Annotated in this window: 15 protein-coding genes; 1 reads left to right on the top strand and 14 read right to left on the bottom strand. The window is 30.0% G+C overall.

What is annotated here, in order from left to right; genetic code table 11:
* Positions 1 to 14: 14 nt before the first annotated feature.
* The 11 genes from BR69_RS0105820 to BR69_RS0105770 all read right to left on the bottom strand — a co-directional run bounded on the left by BR69_RS0105820 (position 15) and on the right by BR69_RS0105770 (position 10,081).
* Positions 15 to 329, bottom strand: a complete 315-nt coding sequence (locus tag BR69_RS0105820; protein ID WP_207640758.1) for a V-type ATP synthase subunit F — start codon at positions 327 to 329, stop codon at positions 15 to 17.
* On the bottom strand, positions 316 to 1,317 hold the full coding sequence (locus tag BR69_RS0105815; protein ID WP_027632343.1) for a V-type ATP synthase subunit C: 1,002 nt from the start codon (positions 1,315 to 1,317) through the stop codon (positions 316 to 318). The genes BR69_RS0105820 and BR69_RS0105815 overlap by 14 nt, the downstream gene beginning before the upstream one ends.
* Before the next feature lie 20 nt (positions 1,318 to 1,337).
* Positions 1,338 to 1,934 (bottom strand): V-type ATP synthase subunit E, encoded by a 597-nt coding sequence (locus BR69_RS0105810; RefSeq protein WP_027632342.1) that lies wholly within the window; start codon positions 1,932 to 1,934, stop codon positions 1,338 to 1,340.
* Between the two features lie 27 nt (positions 1,935 to 1,961).
* A complete protein-coding gene (locus BR69_RS0105805; protein ID WP_027632341.1) occupies positions 1,962 to 2,441 on the bottom strand; it encodes a V-type ATP synthase subunit K in 480 nt (159 codons plus the stop codon).
* 11 nt (positions 2,442 to 2,452) lie between these two features.
* The gene (locus tag BR69_RS0105800; RefSeq protein ID WP_027632340.1) at positions 2,453 to 4,444 is read right to left on the bottom strand and encodes a V-type ATP synthase subunit I; all 1,992 of its coding nucleotides are present in this window, start codon (positions 4,442 to 4,444) and stop codon (positions 2,453 to 2,455) included.
* Positions 4,431 to 4,757, bottom strand: coding sequence for a hypothetical protein (locus BR69_RS0105795; RefSeq protein ID WP_027632339.1), 327 nt, complete (start codon positions 4,755 to 4,757; stop codon positions 4,431 to 4,433). The genes BR69_RS0105800 and BR69_RS0105795 overlap by 14 nt, the downstream gene beginning before the upstream one ends.
* A 245-nt stretch (positions 4,758 to 5,002) precedes the next feature.
* Positions 5,003 to 6,679, bottom strand: coding sequence for a B12-binding domain-containing radical SAM protein (locus BR69_RS0105790; RefSeq protein ID WP_242840663.1), 1,677 nt, complete (start codon positions 6,677 to 6,679; stop codon positions 5,003 to 5,005).
* Complete coding sequence (locus BR69_RS22155) at positions 6,561 to 7,187, bottom strand: hypothetical protein (RefSeq protein ID WP_242840661.1); 627 nt, start codon at positions 7,185 to 7,187, stop codon at positions 6,561 to 6,563. Before BR69_RS22155 ends, BR69_RS0105790 begins: the two co-directional genes overlap by 119 nt.
* 61 nt (positions 7,188 to 7,248) lie before the next feature.
* Positions 7,249 to 7,962, bottom strand: a complete 714-nt coding sequence (locus tag BR69_RS0105780) for a zinc dependent phospholipase C family protein (protein ID WP_027632337.1) — start codon at positions 7,960 to 7,962, stop codon at positions 7,249 to 7,251.
* Between the two features lie 14 nt (positions 7,963 to 7,976).
* Entirely contained in the window at positions 7,977 to 9,275 is a 1,299-nt protein-coding gene (locus BR69_RS0105775) for a PQQ-dependent sugar dehydrogenase family protein (RefSeq protein ID WP_027632336.1), read from the bottom strand.
* Between the two features lie 248 nt (positions 9,276 to 9,523).
* Positions 9,524 to 10,081, bottom strand: coding sequence for a ferritin family protein (locus BR69_RS0105770; protein WP_027632335.1), 558 nt, complete (start codon positions 10,079 to 10,081; stop codon positions 9,524 to 9,526).
* A gap of 332 nt (positions 10,082 to 10,413) precedes the next feature.
* On the opposite strand from BR69_RS0105770, the gene spoVB reads away from it, so the two are divergent.
* Positions 10,414 to 11,934: a stage V sporulation protein B gene (gene spoVB / locus BR69_RS0105765; protein WP_027632334.1), complete on the top strand. Its 1,521-nt coding sequence runs from the start codon at positions 10,414 to 10,416 to the stop codon at positions 11,932 to 11,934.
* 114 nt (positions 11,935 to 12,048) lie between these two features.
* On the opposite strand, the gene BR69_RS0105760 is transcribed toward spoVB, so the two are convergent.
* The 3 genes from BR69_RS0105760 to BR69_RS0105750 form a co-directional block, all read right to left on the bottom strand.
* Entirely contained in the window at positions 12,049 to 13,665 is a 1,617-nt protein-coding gene (locus BR69_RS0105760; RefSeq protein ID WP_027632333.1) for a putative polysaccharide biosynthesis protein, read from the bottom strand.
* Positions 13,666 to 13,686: 21 nt separating this feature from the next.
* The gene (locus BR69_RS0105755; protein WP_027632332.1) at positions 13,687 to 14,667 is read right to left on the bottom strand and encodes an RluA family pseudouridine synthase; all 981 of its coding nucleotides are present in this window, start codon (positions 14,665 to 14,667) and stop codon (positions 13,687 to 13,689) included.
* A gap of 77 nt (positions 14,668 to 14,744) precedes the next feature.
* The gene (locus BR69_RS0105750) at positions 14,745 to 15,932 is read right to left on the bottom strand and encodes a M20 metallopeptidase family protein (protein WP_207640757.1); all 1,188 of its coding nucleotides are present in this window, start codon (positions 15,930 to 15,932) and stop codon (positions 14,745 to 14,747) included.
* Positions 15,933 to 15,937: the final 5 nt, after the last annotated feature.

Genomic DNA, 15,937 nt, shown 5'->3' with positions numbered 1-15,937 from the left:
TCTTACCTCGCTTCCTATAAAATATTAACACCAACAGCCTTTTCAACATTCTCCTGAATTCTCTTCATTCCAATGTTTAGAGAACCTTGATTGCTTGGAATTAATATGATGGCTGGAACCATAGCTTTATTATATCTTTCTATGGTTTCATCTAAATCCTTAGCCACCTGCTCCGTTACAAATATAACGGCATATCCTTCCATTGCCATTTTATCTATAGTTCTTCTAGCTTCCTCTATCTCAACCACTGGATAAACATCTATTCCTATGGCTTTAAAAGCTAAAATTGAATCTTTGTCTCCAACAACACCAATCTTATACATAGACATCACGCAGCCTTTCTCTTATAGCATCAGGTGATAATCCATTTATCTTTCCAACCATTATAATTCTAAGGACTTTTATTTCAGTTTCCTTAGCTATTATATAAGAAACTATTGGCTCTGGTCCAAAATGAATATACTTTGCCTTTTTAGCTTCTTTCATTAAATAGTCTTCTGTAACTTTTTCAAAAAAGCTTAATCTTCCTGATACTAAATAATCTTCTAAGCCACTTTTTACAGCTTCGAAACTTTTTAATGAGGACAACTTAGGTATAAAATTTTCTAAAGAATCTTCATAATTCTTTATGAAAACTTCTTCCTTTAAGTTTCCACCCTGAAGGAAAACTTCTTTAAAGAACTTAGCTTCCTTCTTCTGCTGTTTAAGTCTAATATAAGTTTTTATATTTATAAAATCTATATTATTTTTTACATAATCCTTAATAAAATCAAACTCAGTATCCTCTGCAGTTCTTAAAATATCCTTATAAAGATATCTATCAAGAATTATATCTATTACTTGAGGGTCCATAGACTCCTTAAAATCACTTTGAGCTTTCTCTATAGCTTCTCTCATAGTATCTGGAAGTTCTTTAAGATTTTCTGATACTATAGAAAGTTTTAGCTTTTCTAAAGGAACTGTTCCCATTTCCATAAGAAGATGGTCAAGATCACTTTTCAAAGCTTTAGCTTTAAGAAGAACCTTTAGATTATGATAATCATACTTTAAGGTCATTATGTCTACAAAGGACTTTTCTGGAGTTATCTCATAGGCTAAAGAGATTACTCTCTTTAATTCCTCTCTTAATAAATCATCATAGTCCTCAGCTCTTTTTACATTTCCCATAAGGTTCCCATATTCAGTTTCTTGTAGAACCTTTAAAGCTTCTAGAGCAGAGGAAGAATCTATCATTCTTTCTATTTTAATTTTATTAAGGAGCCTAGTTTCTAAAACTCTAAGCCTAGCCACTGCTTGAGTATACTTCATTCTATCCATAATGGCTATCCTCCTTAAAACTAATTAAATAGAGCTTTTACAATTTCCTGCTCTAAATCATCTTTGTTATAGGATAATAAACTTTCAAATGTCATATTTACATATATTCCATTCTTTGAAAGGATAAATCCACTTGATATTTCTCTCTCTCCCTCATAAAGCTTAAGTTCTCCCTTTTTTCCTTTAGCTGAAAGAGACTTATTAGTTTCTTTTAAACTATTCTTTATTTCTGCCTTATAAGCTTCTGGAACTATAACTTCCTCGTCTCCTTCTATATCCATATTTACTATAAAATTATTGAATATAGAGTTAAACTTTTCCACTGGAAGATTCTTAAGTTCTTCCAGTGATTTATTTAATACTTTATCTATTATTTGTCCTTTAGCCTTTAAGCTTTCATTTCTACATTGAAGTTCTGCAGAAGATATAACTCTTTCTTTTTTAACCTTAGCTTCACGATTAGCTTTTTCAATAGTAGAAGCCTTTAAAAGGTTAGCTTCATTTACTTTTTTATCTATAATCTTCTGCTCATCTTTTTTTGCTTCTTCTAAAATTTCATCGCTTTTAGCCTTAGCATCCCCTAATATCTTAGAGGTAATATTATTTAAATTTGACATAACTTCACATCCTTAATCAGCTTTTTATTAGAACTTAAATACTAATAATAGTGATATAACGAAGGCTAAAAGTGCATATGTTTCAACCATTGCAGAGTAGATTATTCCCTTTGTATTGTGATCTGGGTTCTTAGCAAGTATAGAAATACCAGCAGCAGCTGTTTTAGCCTGAGCTATAGCTGATTTCCAACCAACAAATGCTATTGGAAGACATGCAAAGAAATAATATGCACCAGTTTCAAGAGCTAATCCTGTATCAAGCTTTAAGAATACCATAAGACCTATAACGAATCCGTATAACCCTTGTGTACCTGGTAGTAATTGAAGAACTAATGACTTACCAAACTTTTCTGGCTCCTCAGTTATTAAGCCTGAAGCAGCTTCTCCCACAAGACCAACACCCTTAGCGGATCCTATTCCTGGCATTATTACAGCTAATGCCATACCTAGTGTTGCTAACACTAATCCTCCATTATTTTCAGTTAAAAATTTAATTAACGCTTCCATTTTATTTCCTCCTAATTCTCTTTCTTAAGATTTATATATTTGTTTTTAGCCTTAAATGGAGTGAATGCTTTTCCACCACCCTCATAAAATTTACTAAAATATTCAACATATTGAAGTCTACATGTGTGTACATATGCACCTAAGGCACTTAGTAGTAAGTTAAATACATGACCTGCTACAAATATAAGAGTACCTGCTATAATCTTCATTATAGGATTACCAATCATTCCAACCATTAAGTTAAATGCGGATCCTATAAATCCTCCTGCAAGTCCTAATGCCATAAGTCTTGAATAGGAAACTAAATCTCCTACATATCCACTTATTCCATATAAAGCATATAATCCTGCTCCAAGTTTTGCACCCACACTCTTATTTTCTCTACCTTGGGTAAGAACTATCATAACCATACCAACTATCATTACCCACTTAAAGATGGATATTATAGAAGGTGATAGTCCAAGAGCGCCTCCTCCAATAAGAACAAGTCCTCCTGTTAATGCTAAATACCAAGATCCAGCATCATATATAGCATCTTTTATGGCACTTGTTATAGCACCATTTCTTATACCTTCTCTAATGATCATATAAGCCTTAATGCCTAATCCTGTGTATATTTGTATTAATCCAAGGACTATAGCAGCTATCATAACTACCATTACATCCTCACCTGGATTTACTAAACCTTTAATAGGAATAACTCCATTTAATATATCTCCAAAGTAAGAACCATATATTATTCCAGCTATAGCTGTTGGAATACTTAGATACATAAAGAACCTTACAAAACCTTCTTGATTTTCATCTAGCTTAAATTTCTTTAAGGCGTAGAAAGCAGCTATAAACATTACTAATCCATATCCAGCATCTGCAAGCATCATTCCAAAGAACACTAAATAGAATGGTGTTAAAAGTGGTGTTGGATCTATCTCATTATATCTAGGAACACTAAACATAGATGTTATTGACTCAAAGGCACTAACCACTTTATTATTTTTTAATAGTACAGGAACATTAGGATCATCAGAATCAGCATCCTTAATATCTAAATAATAATTATCTTTAGCTACGGATTTTACATTATTTTCTAGCCTCTTTCCATCTTCACTAGGAATCCACCCTTTTATAACTACTAGATTATCACTATTTAAGAAATTATCACTAGCTCCTGCTATGAGTTCTTTATTACTTAAACCTTCATATACAATCTTTAAATCTTCAATATTAACAGCTTCTTTTTTTAGTTCTTCTTTTATATTATTTTCTTCTATTCTAAGAGTTTTAAGTTTACTATTAAAAGAATTAATAATATCTATTGGTTTTTCTTCATAATTTATATTTACTTTTGAAAAACTATTAGCTTTTAATATTTCAAGAGCCTTCTCCTCTTCCTCCTTATGCACTATTGCAAGGATATAGGATTCACCCTTTATATCATTTAAAAGCTCCACATATGAATTTTTAATATTGCTATTAAAGTCTTCAAGGAATCTATCCTTAAACATTTTAGGTATAGTACCTATAAAATATCCACAATGATTTAAACTCTTTAAATCACCAAAAGATACATCCAGATTAACCCAAGGAGATAATACCTCTATTTCTGAATGAATTTTACTTAATTCATTTTTAATACTATTTAGATCATTATCCTTTTTCTTAAGGCTATTATAAGTATCCTCCCATGGAATGGTATTAACTCTTCTTTCAAGTTCTCCATAGGATAAAGTTGTTTTTCCTTTTTTCAGGGCCTCAAGAGCACCTTCCTTTTGGGCATAATCTTTTAGCATATCCAAGGAAAAATTTATTTTAGCTAAATCCCCCTGAATCTTAGAAAGACCTTCTCCCTGTCTACTAGAAGTTAAGAAATTTAGTTCTTCTTCTTCATTGTCCTTTAAGTCAATGAATTGAACTCTTTCAAACCTTTGAAGTCTTTCTAAAAGCTCTTCTTTTTGTGATTTAAAGGCTAACAATGTGAATTTGCTCATTTTAACTATTGCCATTTATATTCACTATCCTCTCAATCACTAAATTCACAGCTTTGTTTAAGTTTTCATCACTTAAACTTAGGATACTATCCTTTTGCTTTTTACCTTTATCCAATATAGGTAGTGCTTCCTTTTCCCCTTCTTCCTCTGCATTTTTTAAGATAGCACTGCTTTCCTCTTTTGCAGATTTTAATATTTCCTCATACTGACTCAGTGCCTTTACTTCAGCATCTTTCAGTATTTCCTTAGCTTTTAAAGCGGCATTTTTTATAATTTCATTGCCCTCTTCTTCAGCTTTTCTTATATCTTGTATTGCTTCTATGGCCAAAACCTCACCACCTTTGTATGAATATTTTTAAATTGTAATTAAGACTTTATATAGTATTAATTACAATTTATTCAGTTATTAATTATTATACTATATTTTTAAATAATTTCAACCTAAAAAACGACACTATATGCAAGTATACATCATAACTTCTATCGTTTATTGTAAAACTTCATAGTTTGTTTTCTAAGTTTAAAAATTATTATCAACTTTAGAAATAGAGACAGAGGATTACCTCTGTCATCTTAAGCATATATTATTTCTGGGACTTCTTTGTCTTTGAAAACCACATAAACTTCTTGATTTTCAATAGTTTTTCCTTGGATAATCCCTTCAATATTTATATTAAACTTATCTATATAATCACTATTTGAAAGTTTTTTCCCATTATCTTTTAACATAAACTTAATATTTTTTTCTTCTTCCTTAGTTATATAACCATGCAAGAATTCTGGTATTCCTCTTCTTTTATTGAAAGAAAGATATTCATATCTTAGAATTTCTTTTAAAACTTCATTACTATTTTCTAGAAATTCTGAGTTAAATTCCATGAAAAACTTATAATAATCATTATTAGATATGCTTCTTTTAAAATATCCCTTATCTTCAAAAAACCTTCCTAAAGCCTCATAAAACTCAAAAGGAGTATTAAACTTTTTTTCTAAATATTTTATAGTTAAATTAAACTTACCTGAATTATAATATTTATCGACCATATGCTCTACCTTCTTTAATAAAAGCATATTTTCATAGGATACATCCTTAGTCTTTAAAACCTCATAAGGAGCATAAGGTGTTGGAGCCATACCCCACTTATCTTTTTCATCCCTCATAGATGTTCCCTTTATAAGTTTTAAAAATCCTAGTTGAATCTCTTCTGGTCTTATACTATACACATCATTAAAAGACTTCTTAAAACTTTCTAAGTCTTCCCCTGGAAGTCCAGCTATTAAGTCTAGATGTTGTTTTATATTTTTTCCCTTTTGTACATATTCTATGTTATGTTTTATATCTTTAAACCTTACATATCTATTAATTTCTTTAAGTACATTATCATTAGTAGTTTGAACCCCTACTTCAAATTGAAATCTTCCTTTAGGAGCCTTTCTTAAAAGCTCTAATTCTTCCTTTTTTAATATATCTGCAGATATTTCAAAATGAAATGCAGTATCTGTATTAATATTCATTAAAAAATACCAAATCTCCATGGCAAATTTCCCATTACAATTGAAAGTTCTATCTACAAACTTTACAAGTCTTACATTCTTATCTATAAGAAATTGAAGATCTTTTTTTACCCTCTCTATATTTAGAAATCTTACATTACTTAATACTGAAGATAGACAATACTTACATCTGAATGGGCAACCTCTAGATGCCTCATAATATACTATTTTATTATTTAAATCATCTTCCTTATCATAAGGAAACACTAGTTTATTCATATCCATTATAGGTCTTTTCCCATTATAGTTTATTATGACTTCCCCATTTTCCTTAAAAGTTTTATAATAAAGACCCTGTATATATTTTAAATCTTTTTTTCCTAATTTATACTCAACAAATTCTTTAAATGTCTCCTCCCCTTCTCCTTCAATTATATATTCTCCTACATTATGCTTTAAAAAATTCTCTCCATTGTAGGTAACCTCTGGTCCACCATATAAAATTTCTATGGATGGATCGATTAATTTAATAGTTTCTGCTACTTTTCTAACATATTCCTCATTCCATATATAAGTTGAAAAAGCTACAACCTCTGGCTGTTCCATAATAATTCCTTGAACTATATTGTCTAAGGAATCATTTATTGAGAACTCCATTATCTCCCCTTGGTAATTTAAATCTTTTGTATATGCCTTTAAGTATCTTATGGCTAGGTTGCTGTGGATGTACTTTGAGTTTATCCCCACTATTACTATCTTCATGTGCTTCTCTTCCCTTCTTTTTAGCTCTTATAAAAAAGATTTCATCCCATACATTAGTATCTAAAATCAAATACTCTTTATTTAATATGGATAAAATACTATGTTCATCATAGGATTTCATTATATTCATATCCTTTAATATAAATTCTTTTTCTATGTTGTTTGGAAGACTACAAATTATTTTACCTATAAAAGTTTTACCATAGGCTTTTTTATAATCCCAAATATAAATTTCTCCATTCTCTTTTAACTTACTGGTAACATCATCTATAAGCTTTTTTCTCTCCTTATTAATAAGAGGCTTGTTCAATACGAAAAACATGGCAGCATTATCATAAAACCCTTTTTCTAAAGCATTACCATCTCCATCTACGTAATCAACACTTATCTCATCATAGCTTTCCTTTAATAGACTATATATTATACCATAATTTTCACTGGATATATCTAAAACATTATTTTCTAATTTAATATGATTAAAGTCTAATTTATATTCCCTCATAATCCCCCTCCTCTTTGGTATTTATTTCCACATAGAAAAGGATAATTCCTTCTTTAAAGAATTATCCTTTTATTTTTCTTAAATTTTCATAAAAATCCAATAAGAATCCTGCTGTAGTTTTCTGAGCTTCAACTAATATTACAGAAGCTATAGAACTATACTTTTCATCCTCTGGAACCTTATATTTAAACTTAGAATATATCTCCCTTGCCATTTTTGAATTTCCCTTAATATAGTTTTCTACAGTACCATATCTAACAATCCCTTTATCCACTGCATACAAACTAGGATTTGAAGAAAGTTTTCTTACTATCCAAAGTTCAAAAGCCCTATGCTTATTTAAAAGCCTATTATCTACATGATGAGGCACTGTCATATCTTGAATCAAATGACAAGACGCCCCTAAAAAGAACATTGCTTTTCTTACATCCCCTATTTTATAATTAGCTAAAGATTTGTTACTATATTTTATACATTCTGTTAAGGCATTAGAGAAACCATAAAGTCCCCTTTCCTTAGTTGCATGATAAAAATGATTAGTACTCTTAAAATCTTGATCTATCCAATGGGCTCCTTCATTTATGTCTACTATATATTCTTTAAAAAACTCAAATTCTTTTATATATCCTTCTTCCTTTAATATATTTAATCCTTGAGTATTTATATACTTATGAACATTGCAGTGGGTGTTTATAACCTTTTTTTTCATAGGATTAACAGCCTTCATTACAGACCTTACTGCATTTCCATAAGTTTTTTCAAAAGTTCTCTTCAAATTCTATCCCTTCTTTATCTGTTTATTGTTTTAAAAGCTACAGCTACTATAACCACTCCAATAACTAGTAAAGATATATATATGGATTTTTTATCTACCCCAGTAAATCCCAAATTAGATTTTTCTTTAATTTCATATATAAAACCCTTATCTTTATCTAAAATTATTAATCCTTCTTTATTAGACTTCAAGCTAATGTTCTTTGATTCTGGAAGGCTTATAGTTTCTATTATAGATGTTTTTTCTCTTAAGCTATATATAATAGTATCCTTATAATCATAAAAATATATACCATCTTTCTCTCCTAAAACTCCATATTTATCTATAGCAAGAGACTTTATAGATGATAAATTACTGTGCTGATATATTGGAGAAGGTGGATTTACTGTTTGATGATTTTCTAATATAAACTCTACTCTTGTATTATTCTTACCTTTAAACCTAGGAGAAGTTACAGGATCTCCTCCACTATAGTCTGGCCATCCATACCAAAGACTCTCTTTTATATCATATATATAATCCTTATCTCCTTTTATAGGTCGTGACCCTCTATCTTCCATTCCTCCAATTGAAGCTATTATGTTTCCTTTACTACTAAAATCTATTCCTTCTATGTTCCTTATTCCCCAGCTATATAAAGATAGCTTATTAGCTTCTATATTATATTTAATAACTGAACTATTTCCTGGAATCTTTCCATTTATCACTTGCCCCTTAGTGTTTTTTGTATTATAAGAAGTAAAGGCTCCCGTTCCCTTAAACTCCCTTCCCTTAACTGAAATTGATTTAGGACTTATATCCTGAGAAAATGGACTTTTACTCAGCCAAAGATTATCTTCTCCAACTATTCCTGAGTTAGTTACTGCTCCAACAGTAATATATAGATTCCCCTCATTAACTATAATTTTACTCTTATTATAGTCACCTATATTAGGAAGATCATTTATTAATATAGTAGTTCTATTATCTTCTATATCATACTTATAAACCCTAGTATCGCTACATATATATATGTTGTTTTCATAATAGACTATGGAGTCTATATTAAATTCATTTTTTTCCAATAAGTTATTTACCTTACCATATTTATCAATTCGTTGAAGCTTACTCTCATAAGCTACATATATGTTGCCTTCCTCATCTAAGGTTATATCCCTTGGTTCTTTAAGCCCCTTAAATTTTATCTCATAGCCTAATTTTTTATCCTTTATCTCTATAGGTGGTGCAGAGTATATTTTAGATATTATAAATATAAAGCATATTGAGCATACAAAAATCAGTATCCCCCATAAATTTTTAAAAACCTTCCTCATCCCTCTCCCTCTCTTTTATTACTCTATTAATTATATATATTTTCTAAACCCCTTCTTAATTACTTATATATCTTATAAAAATATATAATAAAAAAGAGTAAGTGATTTAAACCTCTAATCACCTACTCTTTAAGGAGTCTTCATCTATAAATCTTATAATCCTAATATATATTTTTTATTTAGTTTAAAATATATATTGTAAAGTAAATCTTTAGTTTAAACTATAACTTTCTAAACTAAGTTCCTATTTATCGTACACTAGCTAAAGTTATATGCTGCTTTTCTACAGTAGATAAGATTTCAAATAGAGTTTGTAATTCCTTGCTACAAACCTTATCATAATATCTATTGTAATAATTTATAGCATGTTCCTCTCTTTTTATAGCTTCTTTTAAGAAATCTTCATCCTTCTTAAATCTCTCATAACTAATATTCGCTAATTTAGGTAGATTCTCAATTCCAATAATTCTTTTATGAATATGAGCATGAGTATACTCAATATTTGATAAAGCCTTAAAAAAGCTTTTATTTTCTTCATTACTACACTTTTCACTAGCAACCTTATAGAAATCCCCATTAAAAACCTCAAGTTTCATAGCATGATCCATAATTTTTGTTGTATCACCATCTAAATTTAAGTCACTTCCTAGAACTCTTTTATCTTCTTCCCCAAACCATTCCATAGAAACTCCACAAAATGGACAATATTTAATATCTAAAGGCTTATTATAGCTTGGCATAGCATGTTTATTGATATCTACTGAAGCCTCCCTTAATATATATCCGCAAACTAAACACTTTATCATAGTACTTCCCCCACTTATATATTCAAGAACTTATTTATTAAAATTATATAAACTTTAATTTCATTTCTTATATCTTCCATAAAAGTTTATACAACTAAAGCATAAAAAAGTCATTACCCTTTATCTTTAGTTATAATTTTAAAATTGCAACCTATATATTTTCTAATAAGTATTCTTGTTTATTTATAATTTTATAAAATTATTTCCTAATTCATTTTATCCCAATTTAAATATAAACTAATTATAAAGTAATTTCAAATCTTTTGTGGTAATATCCCCTCCTCCTTAAGAATATTATTTATAAGTGAACACTTTAAAATTAGGAGGATATTATGTCTAACAAAAGCTTCTATAAAAACTCCTTAATGCTTATTGCTTCTAACTTAACCACTGGTATATTAGGTTTTACCTTTTCTATAATATTATCCAGAAGTTTAGGAGCAGAAGGCATGGGATTATATGGTCTTGTAATGCCTATATATAACCTCTTTATTTGTCTTATATGTGGTGGAGTAATAACTGCCATATCAAAACTATCAGCCATATATTTTGATGAAAAAAGTTATTTCAACCTAAAAAGCACCATTAGAACAACCCTCTTTTTTAATTTAATATGGGGGGTGCTAATCGCTATATTAGTATTTTTTCTAGCTCCCTTTATAAGTTCCTTTATTATAAAGGATTCAAGAACAGTAAATGCTATAAGAATAACATGCCCAGCCATGGTTTTTATAGCTTGTTCTAATATATTAAAAGGATATTTCTATGGAACATCAGAGATATTAGTTCCAGCTATTATAGATATTTTCGAGAAAGCCGTAAGAATTTCTGTAATAATATCTATATCCATGATATTTAAACTTAGCTCAGTGACAACTTTAGTTACAGTTTCCTACTTGGCACTATGCATTGGGGAATTTATAAGTCTAACCTTCTTATATATATATTATAAAAAAAGCATATATAAGCTTAAGGATATAAAGCACACCAATAGAGATGGTCGTGGTCAACTACTTTTTAATGTTTTGATTATATCTTTACCTTTATGCCTAAATGGTTTTTTAACCACTGCTTTAGATGCTTTATGTACCTTATTATTACCAAGAAGACTCCTTAAAGCTGGTATAGAATACTCCATGGCCTTAGGACTTATTGGAAAATTCACAGGAATGACTATGAATATAGTGTTTTTCCCAATGATAGTTGTTGGATCCATATCCACCTTATTGATTCCTGACTTATCTCAAACTATTAATAAAAAAGATTATGATTCTGCTGCCCTTAGAATAAAGGAAGTTCTTAAGATAGCTCTCCTCCTAGGTCTTAGCACTTTAGCTATTTGCAATGCTATTCCAACGGAATTAGGTTTTATGTTTTTTAAAAGACAGGATCTTGGTCCTTTTATAGCTTTTGCTTCTCTTTGTGCCCCATTTAGCTATTGTTCTTTTACAACCTATAGCATTTTAAATGGTATAAGCAAACAAAACATAATTTTGAGAAATTCTATAATAGGAGCATTAATAGAGATTTCTTCATTATTTATATTAGCTTCTATTCCATCTATAAACATATTTGGCTATGGCATAAGTCTTATGATTACTGCTATAGTTGTTTTAATTTTAAATTTATACGAAATAAATAAACATATAAAAATTAATTTCTCTCTTTTTCAAATTGTACTTCCTATTCTTATAGGAGTATTATGCTTTTTTTCTTTAAAGATTGTATCTGCTTTAACTTTACCTATTACTGGAACCTTTAAAAATATATTTATAATTGCCCTTGGATTTTCATTCTTTTTAATAGGTATATTTATAAAAGACAATACTAAAAACCCCTCTTATTATAGGTAACATAATAAGGAATTAATAATATAAAAAACACTAGAATACCCTTAATATTAAAAAAACACTCCTTGTGTTCTTTTAAATTTAAGTTATCCTAGTGTTTTATCTTTATTATAAATTTTATCTTAGCCTTCTTCTCATAAATCTTGGGATTACCTTTTGAATCTTTGGAGAAAGTGAGTTAATATCCTTCTTAGTTATTCCTCCTGTTAATATAATTCCATAGGAATATGCAAAGGCTCCAACTAATATTGTAGTTATTGTAGGAAATGCAACTGTAATTACATAGCCTGACCCAATACTATTTGCTATGGAAGAAGTTATTAGCATAGTTACAAATACAAATACTGTCATAAGTATTGATGCCATAAATGGTTTTATAGCATATCTAAATAAGCTAACCCTTATTTTCAATGTAGAATTTAAAATCCTTTGATTTATTATCATAGGTATTAAAGAACATAATATAGTACCTACAATAGCCCCCTTAACATTAATATGGGGTATAACTACTAAGAAATAATTAGATGCTAATTTTGCTAATATTCCTAGTCCAAGGGATATTAAAACTGCATATAATTTATTCATACATTGTAATATTATTGTTTGTATTTGTACTATGGAGGTAAACACCACAGCGATAGCTCCTAAAAATAAAAGCTCATATCCTGCTGAATTTTTCATAAAGATAAGTTTATATATTTGTTCGCTTAGTATACTAAGTCCAAAAGCACAAGGTATAGATATCATATAACTTACCTTAAAGGCAAATCCAATTTTCTCCCTTATGGTTTTTCTATCCTTTACAATAAAAGCCCTAGATATTGCAGGAATAATAGCTGCACATAAAGCTGCAATTAATGTTAGAGGTACATTAATAAGGGTTGTGTATTTTGATACAAGTCCAAACATAATATTGGTCTCTGCCTCATTAAATCCTGCTACTCCAAGCCTTCCTCTAACAACAATCATATCAATAACTGCTCCAAAATATTGAAGCATAGCACTTAATGTTATAGGAAATCCGTATCTAAATAAATTTCTTACTATTTCCCTATTACTTAGCCTTCTAGGTTGTAATTCATCTATACTTTTACTTATTTTAATAATTTTATTATCATTATACTTCTTTATAAGATATAGGGCTGCAACTAAAGCTCCTAGCACTGTACCCAGGGTTCCTCCAGCTGCCCCATCTGCTGGTCCATTTTTCCTAAGTAAAAGGGCAAATCCTAAACTAAATATAACATTAAATATCTGTTCTAAAATTTGAGATACAGCAGTAGGTGTCATTATACTTCTACCTTGGAAGTATCCCCTATAGGCTGCTAAAATAGAGGTAACCACAATAGCCGGTGCTAAAGTTATAAGAGATAAAAATCCTTGTGGTCCCTTAGTAAATTTAGCAATAGGCATAGCAAACTGTAAAAGTATTATACAGGTAACCATACCCACTGCAAGAAGGATGCTTCTTGCTATTTTAAATGTCTTTACTGCATCTCTATAATTATTTAATTCTATAAGTTCAGAGACTTGCTTACTTATGGCTGTTTGCATCCCTGTGTTTGTCATAACATATGTAAGAGTAAATATTACATAAGCTCCTGAATATATTCCATACCCCTCATCCCCTACTATATTAACTAGGAGAGGAACATATAAAAGTGACATTACTTTTACCAATATTCCTGCTAAGGAAAGTACAGCAAACCCCCTTGTAGTAGATTGCTCTTTCATAACTATCTCCTCAAACTTTTCCTAGAATTTAAATACATCCTTTTTTATCTTCTTAAATATAGGAGGCAATGTCTCTGCTATAGTTTTATTTTGAAGATAAGTAAATTTCTCAGGACAGTCTCTAAAAACAACTTTGTAAGCATAAAGGTATTGATAGTTTAATCCAAATTTATTAAAGAAGAAACTATTAAGCCTCTTTTCACCATACTTTTCATCCCCAACAATAGGATTTCCAAGATGAGCTAAATGTGCTCTAAGTTGATGACTTCTTCCTGTAATTAGTTCTATTTCTATAAATGAAAATAACCCATTACTTTTAATTGTCTTTACTTCCATGGCTATTTCTTTAGTATTAGCCTTTTCTGTATCAAAGATTTTTGAAGTATTACTATTTTCATTCTTACTTATGTACCCAGTATAAATACCGTCCTTTATTCTTCCTTTAACTAAAGCCACATAGTATTTTTGAACCCTTCTATCTCTTATCATTTCATTTAAAGTTTTTAGAGAGTCAAAGTTTTTACCAAACATAACTATTCCAGAAGTATTTCTATCTAACCTGTTACATGGTGCTGGGGTAAATGTTATCTCCTTTTCTGGAGTATAGTCTCCCTTTTCATGAAGATAAGAAAGAACATAATCAGTAAGGGTTGTGTCTCCCTTTTTCTTATCTGAATGAACAAGAACTCCCGGCCACTTTTCTATTAATAATACATTTTCATCCTCATAAGTAACCTTAAAATTTGTATTAATATCTTTTAATTTTTTAAGTTCTTCTTCTTTTTCTTTTTTTCTTTCAGAAGAATCAGTTTGTATGTACTTTATAAAAACCTCATCACCTTCACAAAGTGAATATTTTTCATTTCCTTTTTTACCATTTACCTTTATGTCCCCTTTTCTTAGAGCTTTATATATAGCACTTAAAGGAACGTCCTTTAATAATTTTCTTAAAAATTTATCTAACCTTTGAGCTGCTTCATTGGGTCCAATTACTATTCTCAAGTCAACCACTCCTAATTCTTCATTTTTTCGGGCGCTATATTTACATAAAGCGCCCATTGTATAAGCATAATATTATTTTAGTTACTTGTCAAATAGTCAAAAGCTGCCCTGCATTGTATTGCTATTCCTAAAGAAAGGCTTTTTTCATCTATATCAAAATAACAACCATGGGCTGGATTTACTATCCCCTTATCCTTATTTTGAACTCCTAAAAAGTAGAAAGCACTAGGTCTTTCATTGGAAAAGTATGCAAAGCTTTCAACTCCCATACTTGGATGTTCTAAAATATTAATATTTTCTTCTCCTAAAATCTTCTCTGCAGAAATCTTTAAATGCTCCATCATGCTATCATCATTGTAAAGGCATGGATAACTCTCTTCTATATCTATCTCTGAGTCTCCTCTCATAGCCTTACATATTCCCTCTGTTATTTCCACAAGTCTTCTTTTAACAAGCTCTCTATCTTCCTTTGTTAAAGTTCTCATAATCCCTTTAATTTCAACCTCAGAAGGGATTATATTTTGAGCCGTTCCTCCATGTATAGCTCCAACTGTTACCACCCCTGGATATACTGGAGCTATTTCTCTTGATACTATAGTTTGTAGTGCTGTAACTACATGACAAGCTATTACTATAGGATCTATGGTATCCTCTGGATGAGCTCCATGGCCTCCCTTTCCTTTTATTTTAATAGTAAAGGGATTAGATGCAGCGTTAAATACTCCATACTTAATACCAACCTTTCCTACTTCTATCTGTTCTGCCACATGTAATCCAAGGACACAGTCTACATAAGGATTCTCTAAAACCCCTTCTTTTATCATAAATCTTGCTCCTCCAACAGTTTCTTCTGCTGGCTCAAACAATAGCTTAACATTTCCTTTTAGCTTATCTTTATGACTATTTAATATTTTTGCTGCCCCAAGAAGTATTGAAGTATGAGCATCGTGACCGCAAGCATGCATTTTACCCTGAACCTTAGATTTATAAACAGTATCCTTCTTATCTTCAAGGGGAAGAGCATCAATATCTCCCCTTAAGGCTATGGTTTTTCCTTCTTCCTTTCCTTCTATAATTGCACACACTCCTGTGCCTGCAACCTCCTTATATGGTATTCCTTCCCTATCTAAAAACTCTTTAATTTTTCCGCTAGTTCTAAACTCCTCAAACCCAATCTCTGGATGCTGGTGAAGGTCTCTTCTTATTTCTATTATTTCCTCTTCTACTTTTAATGCCTCTCTATAAAAATCTATATTACTACTCATATTAT

The organism is Clostridium hydrogeniformans DSM 21757, from assembly GCF_000686705.1.
Classification (GTDB): Bacteria; Bacillota; Clostridia; order Clostridiales; family Clostridiaceae; genus Clostridium_Z; species Clostridium_Z hydrogeniformans.
This window is presented reverse-complemented; position numbering and strand designations above follow the sequence as displayed.